We start from the raw sequence: 19,635 nt of genomic DNA on the forward strand, positions 1-19,635 counted from the left end.
GTTCAGAAGCGGTACGAGATGCCGATCTGCAGCACCGGATACCACCGGTAGCGCGACATCATCTGCCGCAGCGAGTCGAGCCCGCTCGCGACCAGTACCTGGCTCTTCGCCGGTCCGGCCGCCGCGGCCAGTTCCGGCGACAGCGTGTACGAACATTTCGGTATCCCGTACGCGACGCCGATGTCCGCGACGAACCCGAGCCCTTTCGACGCCGGTCGATGTCCGTAGCCGATCCCGACATACGGCATCACGGTCGGATAGCGCGCTTCCGCGACCGCGTACATCCCCGGCAGCGCCGGATAGCGCTTGCCGCCGAACACGTAGGTTCCGTTGGTCGGCACCGACACGCCGTGAAGCTCGTCGTCGTTGAAGCGCAGCCCGAGCGTCGCGCGAAAGCCGCTGCCTCGCCACGGGAAGATGTCCGCATAGATGCCGCCCTGGCGCAGCTTCAGGTCGTCCTGATAGCGGTTGCCGGCCACCGTGAAGTCATGCGTCAGATTGATCGCGTTGAAATCCGCGTGCGCGCCCAGTATCGAATTGAAGCTCACGGCCGCGCCGATGCCGACGCCCTGCGTGCCGCCCTGCAGGTAGATTTCCTGCGCGTGCGCGCTCGCGACGAACATCACCGCGACCGCTGCCCATTGGTTCGCTGTCGTTTTCACGGGCGTCTCCCCCGACATGTGCCGGGCACGACGCGACGCACACGCGACCTTCGTCGCGATGCGCGATGCGAACCCCGGCACGACACCTTGCAAGCACGCTTGCTGTTCGACGGATCGGGGACGCGTTGCGCGGTGCGCATGACCGATACGACATGCGCTGCGCAGGCGCCGTGGCACACGGCGCGCGCGACCCGATCCGATTCCCCGTCTGTTTCGATGTCGTTACATGCCGCCGATGCGCGGATCGTTCTGGCGAAATGCGTCTGCGCGGGCGACATCGGGGGAACCGCAAAGGGCGTGCCATGCGGCGCGGACCGAAGCGGAAGAAGCGCTACCCATCGGGACAGGGCGTGGCGCGGATCGCAAACGAGGGGAAATGTTTCAGGAACGTATCCGTATTCGGCGAGCGGCGCCGAAACACGCGAAAGGCGGCCTCTCGCGCCGATCGCGCGATGCAGGCACGACGAGGCCGGACGGCCGTCAGCGCACGTGGATCGCCGTTGCGATCACTCGTGCGCGGAGGAATACGTTGAAAAAGCGTTGCAAAAGTGCGACCTCGTGCCGGTCGCAAGCGGCGCTGATGCGCGCTCGTGCGTGACGAGGCAGGGCAAATACCGATGCGTGCGCATGCATCTGGTCGGCGTCACGCGCAACGGAGATACGCGGTTACAACCCGTACCCGCCCGAGACGTTCAACTGCTGCCCGGTGATGTAACCCGCCCGGTCCGACGCGAGAAACACCGCCGCGCGCCCCACGTCGTGCGCCTTGCCCCAGCGCTTGAGCGCGAGCATCTTCCGCGTCTCGTCGATCCACGCCGGGTCGAACTGGCCCTGCTCGAGCAGCACCGGAAACATCCCGGCCTCGATCACGCCGACCAGGATCGAATTCGCGCGAATGTCGTAACGCCCTTCCTCGCGCGCCAGCCCCTTGACCAGCGCCTCGTTCGCTGCCTTCGGCGCGACCGACAGCCCGTCGCGATCGGGCCAGCGCAGATGGCCGGCCGAGCCGAGCGTCACGAACGAGCCACCGCCCGACGCACGGAAATGCGGCAGCGCGGCTTTCGCGGCGACGAAGAAGCCGATCGTCTCGACGTCGATCGCGCGGCGCCAGTCGTCGTGCGTCATGTCGCCGATATGGCGCTGGTTCACGAATGGCCCCGCCGCCCAGACGACCGTATGCACGCGCCCATGCGCGTCGATCGCCGCCGCGAGCGCGGCATCGACCTGCGCCGGATCGGTCACGTCCACGCAGTGCGTGGTGGCCGCGACGCCCTCGCCGCGAATATCGCGCGCCACGCGCTCGGCGACGTCGGCCTTGCTGCGGTAACCGACCGCGACCGGCACACCGGCGCGCGCGAACTCGAGCGCGACGCCCTGCCCGATGCCGCCGCTGCCACCGAACACGAGTACCGCGCCCGCTGGAAATCCGTTGTCGTTCATGCGTTCATCCCGTTCAGGGTTGTGGCTTCTTCGCTCAGGCCGCCGCCTCGGTCGCCGCGCGCAGCCGATACTTCAGCACCTTGCCGGCCGCGCTCGTCGGCAGTTGCGCGACGAACGTGAAATACCTCGGCACCTTGTAGTTCGCCATGTTGCGGCGCGCCCAGTCGTTCAGTTCGTCGGCATCGGCGTGCGCGCCGGGCCGCAACACGACATAGGCGTGCCCGACTTCGCCGAGCCGCGTGTCGGGCACGCCGACCAGCGCGACCTGCGCGATCGCCGGATGCGCGGCGAGCAGCCGCTCGATCTCCGCCGGATAGCAGTTGAAACCGCCGACGATGAACATGTCCTTGATACGGTCGGTGATCTTCAGATTGCCGTTCGCGTCGACGCAGCCGAGATCGCCCGTATGCAGCCAGCCCGCCGCATCGACGGTCTCGCGCGTGGCGTCGGGCTGATTGAAGTAGCCGCGCATCACGTTGTAGCCGCGCACCCAGATCTCGCCGGTCTCGTCCGGCCCGAGCGGCTCGCCGCCCGGCCCCGCGATGCGCAGCTCGACGTCCGGCATCGGCCGGCCCGACGTACGGGCGACCGTCTCGGCATCGTCGCCCTGGCGGCACAGCGTCGCGAAGCCGCACGACTCGGTGAGCCCGTAGCCGGTCAGCACCGTCTCGAAACCGAGCTCCGCGCGCATCCGCTCGATCAGGCTCGGCGCGATCGCAGCCGCCCCCGTCACCGCGATCCGCAGCGACGACAGATCGCGCGTCGCGCGATCGGGCGCGTCGAGCAGCGCGTAGTACAGCGTCGGCGGGCCGGGCAGCACCGACACGCGGTCGGCGGCGACGCGCCGCAGCACGTCGTCCGGCTGGAACACCAGATGCGGCAGCACGGTCGCGCCGCTCGACAGCGCGGCGAGCCAGCCGGCCTTGTAGCCGAACGTATGGAAGAACGGATTGACGATTAGATAACGGTCGTCCGGGCGCACGCCGGCGATCGCCGCCCACGCCTGCGCGGCACGCAGGTTCTGGCCGTGCGCGGTCATCACGCCTTTCGGGCGCCCCGTCGTGCCGGAGGTGAACATCAGGTCCATCACGGTGTCGGGCGTGACCTGCGCCTCGCGTTCGCGCACCGCGGCAAGCGGCACCGCCGCGCCGCGCGCGAGAAACGCGTTCCAGGTCTCGTCGTGCGCCCCCGAAGGCGGTTCGCCGTCGAACACGACGACGCGCTCGAGCGTCGCCGGCCGATGCGGCGCGAGCATCGCCGGATAGGATTCGCCGAGGAAGGTGCCGCAGCAGAACAGCAGCCGCGCACCGCTGTCGTGCAGGATGCCGCCGACCTCCATCCCCTTCATCCGCGTATTGACCGGCACGAGGACCGCGCCGACGGTATGGATCGCGAGCGCCGCGACGATCCATTGCGGCAGGTTCGGCGCCCAGACCGCGACGCGGTCGCCGGAATCGATGCCGCTCGCGAGCAGCGCGCGGGCCGCGTCGATGCGCGCGGCGTCGAGTTCCGCGTAGGTCAGCCGGCCGTGCTCCGACTCGATCGCCGGATGCGCGCCGTGGCGCGCGGCTGCCCGCGCGATCAGCGCGGGCGTGGTCAGGATTTCGTTGTCCATCGTCATAGATCAGGTTGCCGCGCGCGCCGCCGGCGCGCCACGGCTCAGTCGGGAAACACCACGCGCAGCGCATCGCTCGCGGGCCGCGCGCAACAGGCGAGCGTCCAGCCGGCCGCGATCTCGTCGTCGTCGAGCACGTGGTTGCGGTCGAGCGCGACCGCGCCGCGCTCGATCCGGCACATGCACGCGCCGCATTGCCCCGTCCGGCACGAATTCGGCGCCGGGACGCCCGCGCGCAGCATCGCGTCGAGCAGCGTTTCGCCGGGCGCGCCGTCGAACGCGAATGCGTCGCCGTCGAGCACCGTCTCGATCGCGGCAGTTGCACCGGACGTCGACGTTGCCGGCGCCGCGTCCGCCGGCGCGCCGCCAGCCTGCGCCGGCGCATCGGGCAGCGACGCGAACCGCTCGACGTGCACGCGCGCACGCGGCAGCCCGAGGCCGAGCATCGCGGCCAGCGCGTTCTCCATGAACAGCGCGGGCCCGCAGATGAACGTCTCCTGCTGGCTGAACGGCCGCGCGAGTTCCTCGAGATGGCGCTGTTGCGGAATGCCCTGCACGCTGTCGAGCCAGTGCATCACGCGCAGGCGGCCCGGATGGCGCTGCGCGAGCTGCTGCAGTTCGTCACGGAAAATCACCGCACGCTCGTCGCGATTCGCATAGATCAGCGTCAGCATCCCGCGGCCGTGCACGAGCGCCGATTTCAGGATCGACAGCACGGGCGTGATGCCGCTGCCGCCCGCGAACAACAGCAAATCGGCGTCGAGCGTGCGCGGCGTGAACACGCCGGCCGGCGGCAGCACGTCGAGCGCGTCGCCCGCCTTCACGCGATCGCACAGCCAGTTCGATGCGCGACCGTCACGCACGCGCTTGACGGTGATCTTCGGCGCCGCATCGATGCCGGGTGCGCTAGACAGCGAATAGCAGCGCGCGACGCTCGCATCCGCGCACGGCACGTTCAGCGTCAGGAACTGCCCCGGCCGGTACGCGAACGCGTCGCGCAACGCGGCCGGCACGTCGAACACGAACGAGCACGCGTCGTCGCTCTCGGCAATCACGTCGGCCACGGTCAGCCGATGGAAGCGTGAATCGCTCATGGCCGGTTCCTTGCGTCACGCGGCCGCATGGGCCACCGGCGCGCCGGGTGTCGTATAGGCGCCGTCGAGATAGACGAGCGGATCGACGTCGCCGCTCATCAGCACCTCGCGGATGCGCCCGATGAACACCGTATGCGTGCCGTATTCGAAGCGGCCGTCCTGCTCGCACACGAGGCTCGCCTGCGAATCGCGCAGATACGGCACGCCGTGCGGCGACGTGTGCCAGTCGCCGGTCGTGAAGCGCGCTTCGCCCTTCAGGCGGCCGCTGCAGTCGATCGCGATGCCTTCGTGGCGCGCGGACAGCACGTTCACGCAGAATGGCGCGCCCGCATCGAGCGGCGGATACAGCGACGCGGTGCGGTTGATGCAGATCAGCAGCGACGGCGGATCGGTCGACAGCGAATCGACCGCCGTCGCGGACATCGAGTAGCGCCGGCCGTCGTGCGCGCTGCTGATGACCGTGACCGAACGCGCGAGGCGACGCATCGCGAGCAGCATGTCGGTGCGCAGCGGATGGGGGGTGAGATCGCTCATGATCGGACTCCGTCAGGTTCTGTCGTGGATGGTCGGGCGGACCGCCCGCCGGCGTCGGCCGCGCAGGCGGCCAGGTGATCGGCGGCGAGATACCCGAAGGTCATCGCCGGACCGAGCGTCGAGCCCGCGCCGGGGTAGCTCGCGCCCATCATCGATGCGCTGGTGTTGCCGATCGCATAGAGGCCGTCGATCGGTTCGCCGTCGGCGCGCAGCACGCGGGCGTGCGCGTCGGTGACGAGCCCGCCCTTCGTGCCGATGTCGCCGGCGTCGATCCGCACCGCATAGAACGGCGGCTGGTCGACCGGCCCCAGGCACGGGTTCGGCTGGTTCCGCGGGTCGCCGTAATACGTGTCGAACGCGTTGTCGCCCTTGCCGAACGCTTCGTCGACACCGGTGATCGCGTAGCGCGCCATGTCGCGCAGCGTGGCGTGCAACCCCGCCGCGTCGACGCCGATCCGCGCGGCCAGCGCGTCGATCGTGTCGGCCTTCACGAGCACGTCGCGAAACGCATCCGGGACCCTCGAATCGGGCATCATCGACGCCGGCATGATCGGCCCGCACGGATACTTGCGGCGAAAGCGCGCGTCGAACACCATCCATGCCGGCACGCTCGCGCCGGTGCGCGCATGATCGCGATACATCGCGGGCACGAATTCGGAATACGGCGCGGCCTCGTTGACGAAGCGCCGGCCGAGGCCGTTGACGATCACGCAGCCCGGCAGGTTGCGTTCGACGAACAGCGCGCGCTGCTTCTCCTCGCCCGCGACGCCGACGGTCGGCGCACCCCACACGTGCTCCATCAGCGCCAGCGCGCCGCCGAGCCGGTGACCTTCCGCAATCGCATCGCCCGTGTTGGACGGCGGCGTCGCGCTCCACTGCGTCCGGGTCGGCTGCGGCAGGTAACGTTCGCGCATCGGCTGGTTGCGCTCGAAACCGCCCGCGCCGAGGATCACGCCGCGCCGCGCGGCGATCGTCACCGGCTGTCCGAAGCGCTGCACGCGTACGCCCGTCACGCGGCCGTCCACCTCGAGCAGGTCGCGCATCGGCGTCTCGAGCCACACGGGCACGTGACGGTCGAGCAGTGCGCGACGCAGCCCGCCGATCAGCGCATTGCCGAGCGTCAGGCGCCGGTCGCGCCGCGTGCGGCGGCGCATGCCGACATCGAGCCAGTAGCGGCCGAACTGCGCGATCGCGAGCCGCATGAAACCGGGGCCGCGCGAGAACAGCGTATGCGCTTCCTTCGACGTCACCGCGACGCGCCCGCCGATCAGCGTGCCGGGCGACGGCGGCCGCAGCCGCTCGAACTCGTCGCCGAGCAGCCCGCCGTCGAATGGCAGCGGATCGAGCGCGCGATACCCCGGCATCGCGCCCGGCAGCTTCTGGAAATAGTCCGCATACATCGGCAGCGCCTGATAGCGCACGGGCGTCTTCGATTCCAGATAGCGCAGCATCTCCGGCGCGCGGTCGAGATACGCATCGAGCTTGTCGGGCGTCGAGGCGCCGGCCGTGCACGCGTCGAGATAGCGGCGCGCGGCGTCGCGCGAGTCGGTCGCGCCGAGTTCGGCGATATGGTGATTGCACGGCACCCAGATGCCGCCGCCCGATACCGCCGACGTGCCGCCGTACCGCGCCGTCTTCTCGATCACCACGACGGACAGCCCGTGGTCGGCCGCGCGGCACGCGGCGAGCAGCGCGCCCGCGCCCGAGCCGACGACCACCACGTCGAACGCGTATTGCCGTGCTTGCGTGTCGTTCATCCTGGCCCCGTCAGATGAAGAAATCGGTGTTCTCGCGGCCGAGCATCACCGCGCCGAGGTTCTGGCCGAAGCGGTCCACGTTGTTCGCGTAGTGCGCGCGGGCCGCATGCAGGTCGAGGAAGCGGCGCACCAGCGGATTGCGGTGATAGATGCCGTTGCCGCCCGCATAGCGCAGCAGCGCGTTCGCGGCCTGCGCGCAGCGTTCGGCGACCTGCGCGGACTGGTAGCGGAAATGCACGCGGCGCTCGATCGACACCGCCGGGCCGCCGGTCACCGACGCCATCAGTTCCGCGAAATTGCGCTGGAGCAGCACCTTCATCTCGTCGATCGCCACCGCCGCGTTCGCGCATGCGTGCTGCGCGCCCGGATCGTCGGTCGTCTTCGCGCCGCTGTTGGCGGACACGCTCGTCGCCGCATAGCCGGTGAAATCGTCGAGCGCACCCTGCAGCGCGCCGATGCACGACGTGCACACCGCACGCACGAAAATCTGCGCGAACGGCAGCTTGAACAGCGGCGCGTCGTTGACCGCCAGCCCGGGGCTCGTGCCCATCATCCCGTCGATCGCCTTGTGCGTGCGGTACGCAGGCACGAACGCGTCGTCGACGACGATGTCGTGGCTACCCGTCGCGCGCAGGCCGAGCACGTCCCAGTCCTGCTCGATCCGGTAGTCGGCTTTCGGCAGCAGGAAGGTGCGGTATTCGGGCGGCTGGCCGGCCTCGGCCGGCGGCACCAGCGCGCCGAGGAACACCCATTCGCACAGTTCGCTGCCGCTCGAGAACTTCCAGTGGCCCGACAGCCGGAAGCCGCCGTCCACCGGCGTCACGCGGCCGACCGGCATGTAGGTCGACGCGATCAGCGTCGCCGGATCGTTGCCCCACACGTCCTGCTGCGCGCGTTCGTCGAACAGCGCGAGCTGCCAGTTGTGCACGCCGACCACGCCGTACACCCACGCGGTCGACATGCAGCCGCGCGCGAGCGCCATCTGGATCTCGAAGAAGGTCTGCGGATCGAGCTCGTAGCCGCCGTAACGTTTCGGCTGCAGCACCTTGAAGAAGCCGGCGGCCTGCATGTCGGCGATCGTCTCGGCCGGGATGCGGCCCTGCGCTTGCGCGTGCGCGGCGCGGCCGGCCAGCGTCGGCGCCAGCGCCTCGGCCCGGGCGATCAGCGTGGCGGCCAATGCGTTCGAATCGTTGTCGCGATGCACGAATGTCTCCTGTGGAACGGGGGCGGCGCCGCGGCGCCCGCCCCGCTCCCGTTCAAAGTTGTTCGGCGCGGCCTGGCCGCGGGCGATGCTCGCCACCACCGATGGTCAGCTTCGCGCGAGCGCGCCGCATCGTCCGACCGGACGACGGGCGCGGCCCGGTGCATCACGCGCAGGCCCGTTCCTTCTCGCGATTGAAGAACGGAATCACGTGCTCGCCGATGTTGCGGATCGTCTCCATCTGCGCTTCGTGCGGCACCGTACCCATCTGGCACAGGAACAGCACTTCGTCGACACCGGCTGCCTGCAGGCGGCCGACATAGCCGATGCAGTCGTCCACCGTGCCGTACGCGTGGTTCGGGTTCATCATCGCGAGCGCCGGGTCGGCGAAGTTCACGACGACTTCCTCCGACGCGAAGCGCGAGCGGATCACCATCTCGCCGGTGTCGGCCTGCACGAGGTCGTCGCCCCACTTCGCCGGGTCCGGCCGCTCGCCGCCCGTGTACCAGTACGCGAGCGATTCCATGAAGTAGCGCTGGCCGCGGATGCCGATCTTGCGGGCCGCCTGGCCGTCCGCCATCACGACCGTCGGGCACAGCGCGGCGAGGTGCTGCGTCGGGCGGAAGCCGACCTGGTCTTCCGGCTTGCGGTTCGCCCATGCGTCGCGGTACACCGCGTTCTTCTTCGCGACTTCGTCGGGGCCGCCGAAGCCGAGCACCAGCGCGCCCATCCCGCGCTGGCCGGCGCGCAGCAGCGCGTCGGTGTTGGTGCATGCGAGGTACATCGGCGGGTGCGGGTCCTGGAACGGCTTCGGGTGGATCGGGCGCTTCGGAATCTTGATGTACTGGCCGTCGTGCTCGATCTCGTCCTGCACGAACATCTTCGGCACGAGGTACATCGATTCGTCGATCATCGGCTGCAGCGCGTCGAGGTCGTAGCCGAACGCGCCGGCTTCCTGCTGGCTGCCGCCCTTGCCGACGCCGAAATGCACGCGGCCACCCGACAGGATGTCGAGCAACGCGACCCGCTCGGCCACCTTGATCGGGTGATTCATCGCCGGCGGCAGGCACACGACGCCGTGGCCGAGGCCGATGCGCGTCGTGCGGCCGGCCAGGTACGCGAGGAAGGTTTCCGGCGCGCTCATGTGCGCATAGTTGGTCAACGACGTGTGTTCCACGCACCAGATCGTGTCGAAACCGACCTGCTCGGCGAGCAGCGCCTGTTCGACCGTTTCCTTGAACACCCGGTGGTCGCCCTCGCGCGACGCGTCGGTGGTCTGGGCTTCGTAGATGAGGGAAAACTTCATTGCGTGCGTCTCCATGTCTGTTGGACGAATCGGGGTCGCGCAGGCCGCCCGCACGATACGGACGAATAGCGACGGTCCACGAATGGGAGTGTCGGCGCGCCGGCTGGCGCGGGCATCATCTGTTCGGAGTAGCCGGACGCCCGCGGCGACAGAGGGGTTTCACGGTCATCCGATCGGACTGCGTGAGCACGCGAGCGGCGCGCTAGCATCGGACGACGGCGCATTGCACGCCGCCCACATCAAGACAAGGGAGAACCGGGATGAAGGTATCGATGCTGCTGTATCCGGTCGACGACATCGACACGGCGTTGCCGCTGTTCGTCGACGGGCTCGGCCTGAACGTGAAGTTTCGCGACGGCGACCGTTATTGCGCGCTCGACGGCGGCCCGCTGACGATCGCGCTGGTCGCGGGCGACGAGCAGATCGTCGAGCGCGCGGCGCTCACGCTGCGCGTCGACGAGGACGACGACCTGTATGCGGCGATGGCGCGGGTCGTGAAGGCCGGCGCATCGGTGCGCGTGCCCGTGCAGGCCGGACCGCACGAATACCGCGCGGTGCTGGAGGACAGGAACGGCGCGTTGCTGGTGATTTCGCAGAAACGGTCGGCATGACGATGCACGGCGCGGTCGCCGGATGCACGCGCGCCGGATGCCGCGCGGGCGTAGCCGGCGTCACGCGTCCGCGCCCGACGCGCGCAGATCGCTGGTTTCCAGCAGCTCGAGCAACGTGCCGGCCGGCTGGCTGAGCCGCTTCGCGGCCAGCGCGATGAATTCGACGTCGGGCAGCGCGGGCAGCCCGTCGCCGTTCACGGGCGGCGCCAGGCCGCGCGCGGACAGGTACTGCGACGTCGCGGTCAGCCCGAGCCCCGCGCGCGCGGCCGCGATGCAGCCCGGCTGGCTGCTGCTCGAACACACGACTTCCCAGCCGATGCCCTTTTCCGCGAGCGCATTCAGCACCACCGCGCGCGTGACGCTCGGCTCGGCCACCAGCACGAGCGGCAGCGGGCGCTCCAGATCGACGACGGTGCCCGGCCGCGCGACCCATTCGAGCCGCGCGCGCAGCAGCGGCGTGCCGCGCCGTTCGCCGAGCCGCCGCTTGCCGATCATCAGGTCGAGCGCGCCCGCGTCCATCAGTGCGTAGAGCCGGCTCGTCATGCCGGTGGTGATTTCCAGCGCGACATCGGGATGCGCGGCGCGGAACCCGGCCAGCACCTCCGGCAGCGCGACGAGCGCGAGATCGTCCGACGCGCCGAGCCGCACGCGCCCCTGCAGCCGCGGCTTGCGAAATTGCGATTCGGCGCGGTTCAGCGCCTGCAGGATCACGTTCGCATGCACGAGCAGCGCCTCGCCGTCGGCCGTCATCGCGATCGAATGGGTATCGCGCACGAACAGCCGGCGGCCGACGCTCTCTTCGAGGCGACGGATGTGTTCGCTGACGCTCGACTGGTTGAGCCCGAGCTGCCGGCCCGCTTCGGTGAAGCTGCGGCAGTTCGTGACGGTCGCGAACGTCTTGAGCCAGACGGGATTGAGCATCCCGCATTGTCATCGTCATTTCCGATGACAGTCAATGCCTTGAGGCGGCTTCCCGATGACCAGCGGAATCGGTACCATCGAGCGCTCGACGTCCGGCACGCGCCGCGCGACCGCGCAGCGGCGCCGCCTGCCGGACCTTCGCCCCACCGATTTCGCCATGTCCCGGGAACCCACACACTCCGCGCTGCTCTGGATCGTCGCCGCTGCGTTCTTCATGCAGTCGCTCGACACGACGATCGTCAACACCGCGCTACCGTCGATCGCCCAAAGCCTGCAGGCGTCGCCGCTCGCGATGCAGCCCGTCGTGGTCGTCTACACGCTGACGATGGCGATGCTCACGCCGGCGTCCGGCTGGCTCGCCGACCGGTTCGGCACGCGCCGCGTGTTCTCGGTCGCGATCCTCGTGTTCGTGCTCGCGTCGATCGGCTGCGCGGCGTCGCATACGCTCGGCCAGTTGGTCGTCGCGCGCGCCGTGCAGGGCATCGGCGGCTCGATGCTGCTGCCGATCGGGCGGCTCGCCGTGCTGCGTCGCGTGCCGGGCGAACAGTACGTCGCGGCGATCGCGTTCGTGTCGATCGCCGGCCAGCTCGGCCCGATCGTCGGGCCGACGCTCGGCGGCTGGCTCACGCAGGCGATTTCGTGGCACTGGGTGTTCATCGTCAACGTGCCGGTCGGCGTGGTCGGCTTCATCGCCGTGCAGCGCTACCTGCCGCACGACCAGGCGACGCAGCCGCCGCCGTTCGACTTCGTCGGCTGCGCGCTGCTGTCGGCCGCGATGATCGCGCTGTCGCTCGCGATCGACCCGCCGATGTCCGCGCACCGCGCCGCGTGGGCGGCCGCGCTCGCGGTGCTCGGGCTGGCAAGCGCGCTCGCGTACCTGCCGCACGCGCGGCGACGCGCGCAGCCGCTGTTCCGGCTCGGGCTGTTCCGCGAGCCGAACTTCGGGTCCGGGCTGCTCGGCAACCTGCTGTGCCGGATCGGCACGAGTTCGGTGCCGTTCATGCTGCCGCTGTTGATGCAGGTGCAGCTCGGCTATACGCCGCTGCAGTCGGGGCTGATGATGCTGCCGGCCGCGATCGCGGGCGTCGTCGCGAAACGGTGGATCGCGCCGCTCGTGAAGCGCTTCGGCTATGCGACGTTTCTGGTCGTGAATACGGGGATCGTCGGCTGCGCGATCGCGGGGTTCGCGCTGGTGTCGGCGCGGCCCGCGCCGGTGCTGGAAGGCGTGCTGCTGATCGTGTTCGGCGCGGCGAATTCGATGCAGTTCGCGGCGATGAACGGCGTGACGCTCAAGGGGCTGTCGCATGCCGACGCCGGCAGCGGCAACAGCCTGTTCACGATGATGCAGATGCTCGCGATGGGTCTGGGCGTCTCGATCGGCGGCGGGCTCGTCAACCTGTTCGCCGCCTATCGCGGCTCGATGGCGCACGGGTTCATGCTGTCGTTCGCGTGCATGGGCGCCGTGACGCTGCTGTCGTCCGTCGTGTTCCGGCGGATCGATACGGCCGCGCCGCCGGCCCATGCGGCGGCGCGCCCTTCCGCGTGATCGCGGCCGTCAGTTCACCGGGCGGCGCTCGACGACGCGCTTGAGCACCCAGCGGATCGACGAACCGTCGGCCGGCGGCTGCGCGACGCGATATTCGTCGACTTCGAGCGTGTACAGGTAGCCGGGCTGGTACGCAAAGCCTTCGATACCCGCGTACCACAGGCTCCACGGCTCGCCCGGGCTGCCGCGCACCTGCAGGCACTCCATCGGCGCGACGCCCGTGCAGCGGGCGGACTGCGGCGCGACGTAGACGGTCCGGGTCACGGGCTTGCCGTCGGCCGGGCGGGCCGCGGCCGGCGCGGTCGCCGCCGCATCGGTCTGGCATCCGGCGAGGAGCGTGCTGCCGGCAAGGATGGCCGCGCCAAGCAGCGTTCGGGAGGGGCGAATCATCTGATGTTCCTCTGGGAGCGTTGGAGGGCCGATTAGACGAGCCGCCCGGCGCGAAAGTTCACAAATACCTTACAAAACCGGTTCGACCACCCTCATTTATGGGATGTCGCGCGCGCGCCGATACGTTACCGTGTTCCGGTTCCGCTCTGCGCAGCCGCCGGCGGTCCGCACGTGCACGCCGAGCGCATCGCGACCCGGCGGCCGCAACAGGAGACAACCCGAATGACCACGGCGACCGCGGCCCTGCCGCCGCATCTTGCCCAGTCGAAACTGACGCTCGAGCAGTTCGACGCCTTGCTCACGAAGATCTACGAAGGCCCGCTCGAGGACGTCCCGTGGGGCGGCGCGCTCGAACAGATCCGCGTGCACCTGCACGCGAACTACGCGACGATGATCCTGCGCTGGCCCGCCAGCGGCCATGCGGGGCTGATGATCAATGCGTCGGAAAACAGCGCGCCGCTGCCGGGCGTCGCGTCGTACAACAGCTACTACTACGCGCTCGACCCGTTCGTGAACCTGCCGACCGATCGCGTCGTCACGGTCGACGAGTTGCTCGGCGCCGGCGTCTGGCGCAACAGCGCGATGTATGCCGAATTCCTGAGGCCGCTCGACGTCGGCCATCTGATGGGCGCCGACCTGCGCACGCACGACGGCGTCGAGTGCCGCTTTCGCGTGTGCCGTTCGCATCGCGACCACGCGTTCTCGGCGACCGACAAGGCCGTGTGCAACGCGCTGCTGCCGCACCTGAAGCGCGCGGTGCGGCTGCACGCGAAGTTCGGGATGGTCGAATCCGAGCGCACGTTGTATGCCAGCACGATCGACCGCATGCTCGTCGGCACCGCGATCCTCGACGAGCGCGGCGCGATCATGAAGACCAATTCCGTCGCCGACGAGATCTTCGCCGAATGCGACGGCCTGCGCGTGCGCGGCGGCGCGCTCGAAGCGTCGTATCCGCTGGAGGACCGCAAGCTGCAGAAGCTGATCCGCCAGGTGCTCGCGGAACGCACGGGCAGCACGCCGTCGGTCGCGCACGCGATCGCGGTGCCGCGCCCGTCCGGCAAGCCGCGGCTCGGCGTGCTGATCCGCGCGGTGCCGCTCAGCGAGTGGTCGGAGGACAATCCGCGCCGGCCGGCGTGCGCGATCTTCATCCGCGATGCCGAGCGCAAGTCGCAGGCGTCGCACGAGATCGTGCGCAAGCTGTTCGACCTGACGCCGGCCGAGACCGCGCTGGCGCTCGCGCTCGTCAACGGACAGACGCTCGAGGAAGCGGCCGACGAGCTGGCGATCAGCAAGAACACCGCGCGCTCGCATCTGCGTGCGATCTTTTCGAAGACCGGTGTCACGCGGCAGGCAACGCTGGTGCGGCTGTTGTTGAACAGCGTGCTGTCGCTGGGGTGAAGCGTTCGCCGCAATGCCGCCACCGCCGAATCCGCCTAGTCCGTTTCAACGTCGAAGCATCGGCGCAGCCCGCCTAACCTGTCCGTCCGACCCGCGCTTCAGGAGACAGGAATGGAACGCTTCGCAGGACAAGTCGCCGTCGTGACCGGCGCGGCGACCGGCATCGGACGCCAGGCCGCGCTGTGCTTCGCCGAAGCCGGCGCGCAGGTCGCGCTGCTGGACACCGCCGTGGCGGCCGCGGAAGACACCGCGCACGAGATCGAGCGCCTCGGCGCGAAGGCGATCGTGCTGCGCACCGACGTGTCGCGCGACGCCGACGTGCGCCATGCGATCGACACGACGGTCGACACCTTCGGCCGCCTCGACCTCGCGTTCAACAACGCGGGCATCGCGCCGCGCGGCGCACCGGCCGCCGAATTCGACGAGGACGAATGGGACCGCACGATCGCGGTCAACCTGAAAGGCGTGTGGCTGTGCATCCGGCACGAATGCCGGCACATGCTGCAATCGGGCGGCGGCGCGATCGTCAACACGTCGTCGATCATGGGGCTCGTCAGCGGCCCCAGGCTCGCCGCGTATTCGGCGTCGAAAAGCGGTGTCGTCGGCCTCACGAAAGCGGTGGCGCTCGACTATGCGAGCCGCGGCATTCGCGTGAACGCCGTGTGCCCCGGCGGCATCGCGAACACGGCGATCACCGACCGGCCGGACAACCGCGCCGACATGGCGCGGCTGATGCAGGCCACGCCGATGGCACGGCTCGGCGAGCCGCGCGACGTCGCGGAAACGGTGATGTGGCTGTGCTCGCCCGCCGCACGCTTCGTGACCGGCCAGGCGATCGCCGTCGACGGCGGCTTCACCGTGTGGTGATCGTGTACCATCGGCGCTTCCCGATACGCTTTGGCGCGCTGCCTTCGTCCGCCCGGCCACGCCCGCGCGGTTCGCGCAGCGCGTTTCCTTCGCATGACCTCATCCGCTTCGTCCGACGACACCGCGCTGCGCCCGCTGCCGATCGATACGCTGGCCGTGCCGGCCGCGCTCGACGGACGCACGGGCACCAACCGCTCGGGCAGCGCGCATCCGCAGATCGCCGCGACCCATGACCTCGACGCCGTGCGCGCCTGGCTCGCGCGCTTCGTCGATACGCCGGCCACGTTCCAGAACTACCGCAAGGAAGCCGAGCGCCTGCTGTTGTGGGCCGTGATCGCGTGCGGCAAGCCGCTGTCGTCGCTCACGCACGAGGATCTCGTCGTGTACCGGCAATTCCTGCTCGCGCCCGCGCCGGCCGAGCTGTGGTGCGCGAACGGCGGCCGCAAGCATCCGCGCGACGATCCGCGCTGGCGGCCGTTTTACGGGCCGCTGTCGGCAGCCAGCCAGCGGCAGGCGCTGGTGATCCTGAACGTGATGTTCTCGTGGCTCGTGCAGGCCGGCTATCTGGCCGGCAATCCGCTCGCGTTGTCGCGGCAGCGGCAGCGCCGGCCCGCGCCGCGCGTCACGCGCCATCTCGGGCAGCCGCTGTGGCAAGCGGTGAAGGATGCGATCGCCGCGATGCCGCGCGACGATGCACGCGCCCGCTTCCATGCGGATCGCGCGCGCTGGCTGTTCACGTTGCTGTATCTCGGCGGGCTGCGCATCACCGAAGCGGCCGATACGACGATGGGCCGGTTCTTCTGCCGCCGCGATGCGGACGGGCACGAACGCTGGTGGCTCGACGTGACGGGCAAAGGCGGCCGGCAGCGGCTCGTGCCGGCCACCGACGAGATGATGACCGAGCTGGCGCGCTACCGGCGTGCGCACGGCCTGCCCGCGCTGCCGGTCGACGGCGAGCCGACGCCGCTCGTGCTGCCGGTCGGCCAGGCGCGCAAGCCGCTCACGCGTGCGGCGCTGCACCGGATCGTGAAGCAGGTGTTCCGGCACGCGGCCGACCGGCTGCGCGCGAACGGTGAAGCTGGCGAGCACGCGGCGCGCGTGCTCGAACAGGCGTCCGCGCACTGGCTGCGTCACAGCGCGGGCTCGCACATGGCCGACGGCCGCGTCGATCTGCGGCTCGTGCGCGACAACCTCGGCCATGTGTCGCTCACGACGACGAGCCAGTATCTTCACGCGGACGACGACTGGCGCCATCGCGAGACGCAAGCGAAGCACCGGATCGGGTGGGACTAGACTGCGTTGCGCCGCTCGACGGACGAGGTCGATCCCGCCGAGATCCGCCGTGGCTGCGGCACTTCGCATCGCCGCTTGCTCCGGCGCGTCGATCCCGCCGCGCGACACGTCGACACGCTTGCCGTGTCAGTACACCGCCACCCAGTGCCCGGGCACCCACGCCCAGTGATTGCCGGCCCACCGGTAATGCCCCTTGGCCCAGCGATAGCCGGGTGCGGGCGGTGGCGGCGCCACCTCGGCGACGGGCGCGGGCTGCGGCGGCCGCACGGGCTCGACCACGCACGCGGACATCAGCACGGCGCTCGCGCTCACCAGCATGGCGAGCGAAACAGACCGGATCTTCATTGTCGATGTTCCCTGTTGTGTCATCGGTTGTCGGCCGATCGCGGCGACACGACGCGTCACGCGGCTGCGTGAATCAGGCCGCTCATCGGCCGTGCCGCACCGCTTTCCGCGAACAGCGCGGATGCGGTGCGGCGCGGGTCGAGCCGCAGGCTGTCGGCGGCGGCGCCCGCGATCAGCGCATCGAGCGACGCAGTCGGCTTCAGGTCGCGCCCTTCGTACAGGTCGCCCGGCCGCAGCCCCGGCCAGTCGGCGATCACGCGGCCACCTGCCACCGCGCCGCCCGCGAGCATCGCGACCGACGCCTGCCCGTGATCGGTGCCGCCCGTGCCGTTCACCGCGGCCGTGCGGCCGAATTCGGTCGCGACCAGCACCGTGGTCTGCTGCCACGCGGGCCCGAGGCCGTCGCGCAACGCGGCGAGCATCGTGTCGAGCGCCTTCAACTGATTCGCGAGCCGCGCGTTCTGCGCGCTATGGGTATCCCAGCCGCCCGTCTCGATCATCGCGATCCGCGGGCCGTCGTCGCGCGCGAGAAACGTCGCGGCGAGCTTGCCGACGCCGGCCGGGTCCTGTCGCGCATGCGCGTCGCCGGCGAGGCCGCGTGCTTCCATCGCGGATTGCCACAACGGGCCGAGCTGCGCATCGGCTTCGTAGAGCGCCGACACGCGCGTGAGCAGATCGTCCGGCGCGGCCGGCAAACCGGACGGCGCATACGACGCGGCCTGCACCGCGCCGCGCAGCGCGAGCGGTACGGTCGGCGCGAACGCGATTGCGTTGTCGCGCGTCGCCGGCAGCAGCGCGGCGAGCCGGTTCAGCCAGCCGTCCTTGACCTGGTACGGCGCCCGGCCGCCCGTTTCGAGCACGTTCTGGCCGTCGAAATGCGAGCGGTCGCGATACGGCGACGCGATCGCATGGACGAACAGCGCCTGACCGTCGCGGTACATCTGCGCGGTTTGCGCGAGCGACGGATGCAGCGCGAACGTGCCGTCGAGCCGCGTCGCGGCCGTCGTGTCGATCGCGAGCGGGCCGCGCAGCGACGCATACGCGGGCTCCGCATACGGGACGACGATGTTCAGGCCGTCGGCCGCGCCGCGCTGGATCACGAACACGAAGCGCCGGTCGGTCTCGACATTCGCGAACACGAGCCGCGGCGCGACGAGCATCGCGCCCGCGCCGGCCGCGGCCACACTGAGGAATCGTCGGCGGGACAGTGCCATGGTCATCTCCGTTGGAAATCGGGCGAAACGAGCAGCAGTGCGAGCGACGTCGTCGCGCTTTCGGCGCGCGCGAGCGCGGTCGCGGTCGGCGCGCTCAGCGAACCGGCGAGCAGCGTGTTGCCGAGCGTGCGCGGATCGAGCCGGTCGCCCGTGCGTGCGGCCAGACGCTGCGCGATCTCGACGCGGCGCACCAGCGCATCGGGCGCGGCCCAGCTCGCGGCGACGTCGTCGTAGCCGGCCGGCGAACCCGGCCGCCACACCGGCTGGCCGAGCTGGGCGAGCAGCGGCGCGGCCTTGAGATCGCCGGTGTCGCGCCAGCCGAGCCCGCGCAGCGACGACACGGCCCACTCCCACGGCGTCTTGAACTTGCGGTTGACCGGCGACCACGCGTCGGGCGCGTCGACGAGCGCGCGATAGACGGTCGGCAGGTCGCCGCCGCTCGCATCGAAGGCGCGCGCGAGCCGCTCGGTCAGCGCGGGCGGCGGATTGTCGGCGACGACATGACGGGCGAGCTGGAACGCGACGTGTCGGCCGGTCGCCGACGATCGCGCGAGGTCGCGCAGGATCGCGCGCGCCTGCGCTTCACCCGGTTGATCGTAGGTGCGCCCCATCACCGTGCGCGTGCCGGGTTCGTGCAGATTCGGCCGGAACACGAATGCGCCCGGCGCCGCATCGCCCGGTTGCACCCCGCGCCCGCCGGCGATGCTCCAGCCGGTCAGCGCGCGGGCGAATTCCGTCACGTCGGCCTGCGTGTAGCCGGTGCGCACGCCGAGTGTGTGCAGCTCCATGATTTCGCGTGCGAGGTTCTCGTTGAGCCCGCGCTTCGCGGACGGATCGCGTGCCTGCGCACGCAGTGCGGCCGGGCTGTCGGGACCGACCGAGCGCGCCTGGTCGAGGAACACCTGCATCGCGGGATGCTGCTCGACGGCGACGAGCATGTCCTCGAAACGGCCGAGCACGTGCGGACGGATCGCGTCGCGTTCGAATGCGCCCGCGTACGCGGCCACCTGCCCCTTGTCGACCGACACCGCGAAATGATTCGCCCAGAAATGCACGAGACGCTCGACGAACGGCGTGGACGTGTTCAGCGCGCTGTTCATGCGCGCGGCGACGGCGCCGCGATACGCGTCGTAGCCGTCGCGGCGGATCGACTGCGCGGTGGCGCGCTTCGCGGCCGCGTCGTCGCCCGTCATCGCGTTGCGGGTGTTCGCGAAGCGCGTGGCGAGCGTGACCGCGTCCGGCTCGCCGGCCCATGCGGCGGGTCGCGCATCGTAGCGGTCGAACTGGGCGAGCAATGCGGCCTTCGGGTCGGCGGGAGGGGCTTCGTCGGCGCGCGCGCCGAGACCGAAGCGGTTCAGCGCGATCGCGGCCGGCGTGGCGTCGTTCGGGTGGTCCATGACGGGCTCTCTTGCGGTGCGTATTCACGTTCAACGCAAGCACG

Annotated in this window: 18 protein-coding genes; 5 read left to right on the forward strand and 13 right to left on the reverse strand. The window is 70.2% G+C overall.

The annotated features are described in order from the left end of the window. Positions 1–2 precede the first annotated feature (2 nt). The 8 genes from H0X91_RS23010 to H0X91_RS23045 all read right to left on the reverse strand — a co-directional run bounded on the left by H0X91_RS23010 (position 3) and on the right by H0X91_RS23045 (position 9,609). Complete coding sequence (locus tag H0X91_RS23010) at positions 3–680, reverse strand: hypothetical protein (protein WP_080323790.1); 678 nt, start codon at positions 678–680, stop codon at positions 3–5. A 648-nt stretch (positions 681–1,328) separates the two neighbouring features. Next, positions 1,329–2,102 (reverse strand): SDR family NAD(P)-dependent oxidoreductase, encoded by a 774-nt coding sequence (locus H0X91_RS23015; RefSeq protein ID WP_006481545.1) that lies wholly within the window; start codon positions 2,100–2,102, stop codon positions 1,329–1,331. Between the two features lie 34 nt (positions 2,103–2,136). Continuing rightward, positions 2,137–3,723 (reverse strand): FadD3 family acyl-CoA ligase, encoded by a 1,587-nt coding sequence (locus tag H0X91_RS23020; RefSeq protein ID WP_058903178.1) that lies wholly within the window; start codon positions 3,721–3,723, stop codon positions 2,137–2,139. Between the two features lie 38 nt (positions 3,724–3,761). Beyond that, positions 3,762–4,811, reverse strand: coding sequence for a ferredoxin--NADP reductase (locus H0X91_RS23025; RefSeq protein WP_196433377.1), 1,050 nt, complete (start codon positions 4,809–4,811; stop codon positions 3,762–3,764). A gap of 15 nt (positions 4,812–4,826) precedes the next feature. Beyond that, a complete protein-coding gene (locus tag H0X91_RS23030) occupies positions 4,827–5,345 on the reverse strand; it encodes a flavin reductase family protein (RefSeq protein WP_006483126.1) in 519 nt (172 codons plus the stop codon). Then, positions 5,342–7,102 (reverse strand): FAD-dependent oxidoreductase, encoded by a 1,761-nt coding sequence (locus H0X91_RS23035; protein WP_058903180.1) that lies wholly within the window; start codon positions 7,100–7,102, stop codon positions 5,342–5,344. The genes H0X91_RS23030 and H0X91_RS23035 overlap by 4 nt, the downstream gene beginning before the upstream one ends. A gap of 10 nt (positions 7,103–7,112) precedes the next feature. Then, positions 7,113–8,306: an acyl-CoA dehydrogenase family protein gene (locus H0X91_RS23040; protein ID WP_196433378.1), complete on the reverse strand. Its 1,194-nt coding sequence runs from the start codon at positions 8,304–8,306 to the stop codon at positions 7,113–7,115. Positions 8,307–8,469: 163 nt separating this feature from the next. Beyond that, on the reverse strand, positions 8,470–9,609 hold the full coding sequence (locus H0X91_RS23045; protein WP_006493091.1) for an LLM class flavin-dependent oxidoreductase: 1,140 nt from the start codon (positions 9,607–9,609) through the stop codon (positions 8,470–8,472). Between the two features lie 260 nt (positions 9,610–9,869). Here H0X91_RS23045 and H0X91_RS23050 point away from each other — a divergent pair, with 260 nt between their 5' ends. Beyond that, a complete protein-coding gene (locus H0X91_RS23050; protein WP_006483121.1) occupies positions 9,870–10,220 on the forward strand; it encodes a VOC family protein in 351 nt (116 codons plus the stop codon). Between the two features lie 60 nt (positions 10,221–10,280). Here H0X91_RS23050 and H0X91_RS23055 read toward each other — a convergent pair whose 3' ends face one another. Further along, positions 10,281–11,141 (reverse strand): LysR family transcriptional regulator, encoded by an 861-nt coding sequence (locus H0X91_RS23055; RefSeq protein WP_006483122.1) that lies wholly within the window; start codon positions 11,139–11,141, stop codon positions 10,281–10,283. 157 nt (positions 11,142–11,298) lie between these two features. Here H0X91_RS23055 and H0X91_RS23060 point away from each other — a divergent pair, with 157 nt between their 5' ends. Further along, positions 11,299–12,687, forward strand: coding sequence for a DHA2 family efflux MFS transporter permease subunit (locus tag H0X91_RS23060; protein ID WP_058903598.1), 1,389 nt, complete (start codon positions 11,299–11,301; stop codon positions 12,685–12,687). 9 nt (positions 12,688–12,696) lie between these two features. Here the strand turns inward: H0X91_RS23060 and H0X91_RS23065 are convergent, their stop codons facing one another. Then, a complete protein-coding gene (locus tag H0X91_RS23065; RefSeq protein WP_048988163.1) occupies positions 12,697–13,077 on the reverse strand; it encodes a DUF4377 domain-containing protein in 381 nt (126 codons plus the stop codon). Between the two features lie 222 nt (positions 13,078–13,299). Here H0X91_RS23065 and H0X91_RS23070 point away from each other — a divergent pair, with 222 nt between their 5' ends. The 3 genes from H0X91_RS23070 (at position 13,300) to H0X91_RS23080 (ending at position 16,635) form a co-directional block, all read left to right on the forward strand. Then, complete coding sequence (locus H0X91_RS23070; protein WP_059720817.1) at positions 13,300–14,475, forward strand: helix-turn-helix transcriptional regulator; 1,176 nt, start codon at positions 13,300–13,302, stop codon at positions 14,473–14,475. A gap of 111 nt (positions 14,476–14,586) precedes the next feature. Further along, the gene (locus H0X91_RS23075) at positions 14,587–15,342 is read left to right on the forward strand and encodes an SDR family NAD(P)-dependent oxidoreductase (protein WP_125331851.1); all 756 of its coding nucleotides are present in this window, start codon (positions 14,587–14,589) and stop codon (positions 15,340–15,342) included. Positions 15,343–15,435: 93 nt separating this feature from the next. Further along, on the forward strand, positions 15,436–16,635 hold the full coding sequence (locus tag H0X91_RS23080; protein WP_006483703.1) for a tyrosine-type recombinase/integrase: 1,200 nt from the start codon (positions 15,436–15,438) through the stop codon (positions 16,633–16,635). Positions 16,636–16,761: 126 nt separating this feature from the next. Here the strand turns inward: H0X91_RS23080 and H0X91_RS23085 are convergent, their stop codons facing one another. From H0X91_RS23085 to H0X91_RS23095, 3 genes are read right to left on the reverse strand one after another with little or no spacing between them, the layout of a single operon-like run. Continuing rightward, on the reverse strand, positions 16,762–16,980 hold the full coding sequence (locus tag H0X91_RS23085) for a YXWGXW repeat-containing protein (protein WP_077021155.1): 219 nt from the start codon (positions 16,978–16,980) through the stop codon (positions 16,762–16,764). A 56-nt stretch (positions 16,981–17,036) separates the two neighbouring features. Next, positions 17,037–18,194 (reverse strand): DUF1501 domain-containing protein, encoded by a 1,158-nt coding sequence (locus H0X91_RS23090; RefSeq protein ID WP_077056833.1) that lies wholly within the window; start codon positions 18,192–18,194, stop codon positions 17,037–17,039. Between the two features lie 2 nt (positions 18,195–18,196). Next, entirely contained in the window at positions 18,197–19,591 is a 1,395-nt protein-coding gene (locus H0X91_RS23095) for a DUF1800 domain-containing protein (protein WP_084751492.1), read from the reverse strand. Positions 19,592–19,635: the final 44 nt, after the last annotated feature.

This window comes from Burkholderia sp. 9777_1386, from assembly GCF_015712265.1.
Lineage (GTDB): Bacteria > Pseudomonadota > Gammaproteobacteria > Burkholderiales > Burkholderiaceae > Burkholderia > Burkholderia cenocepacia.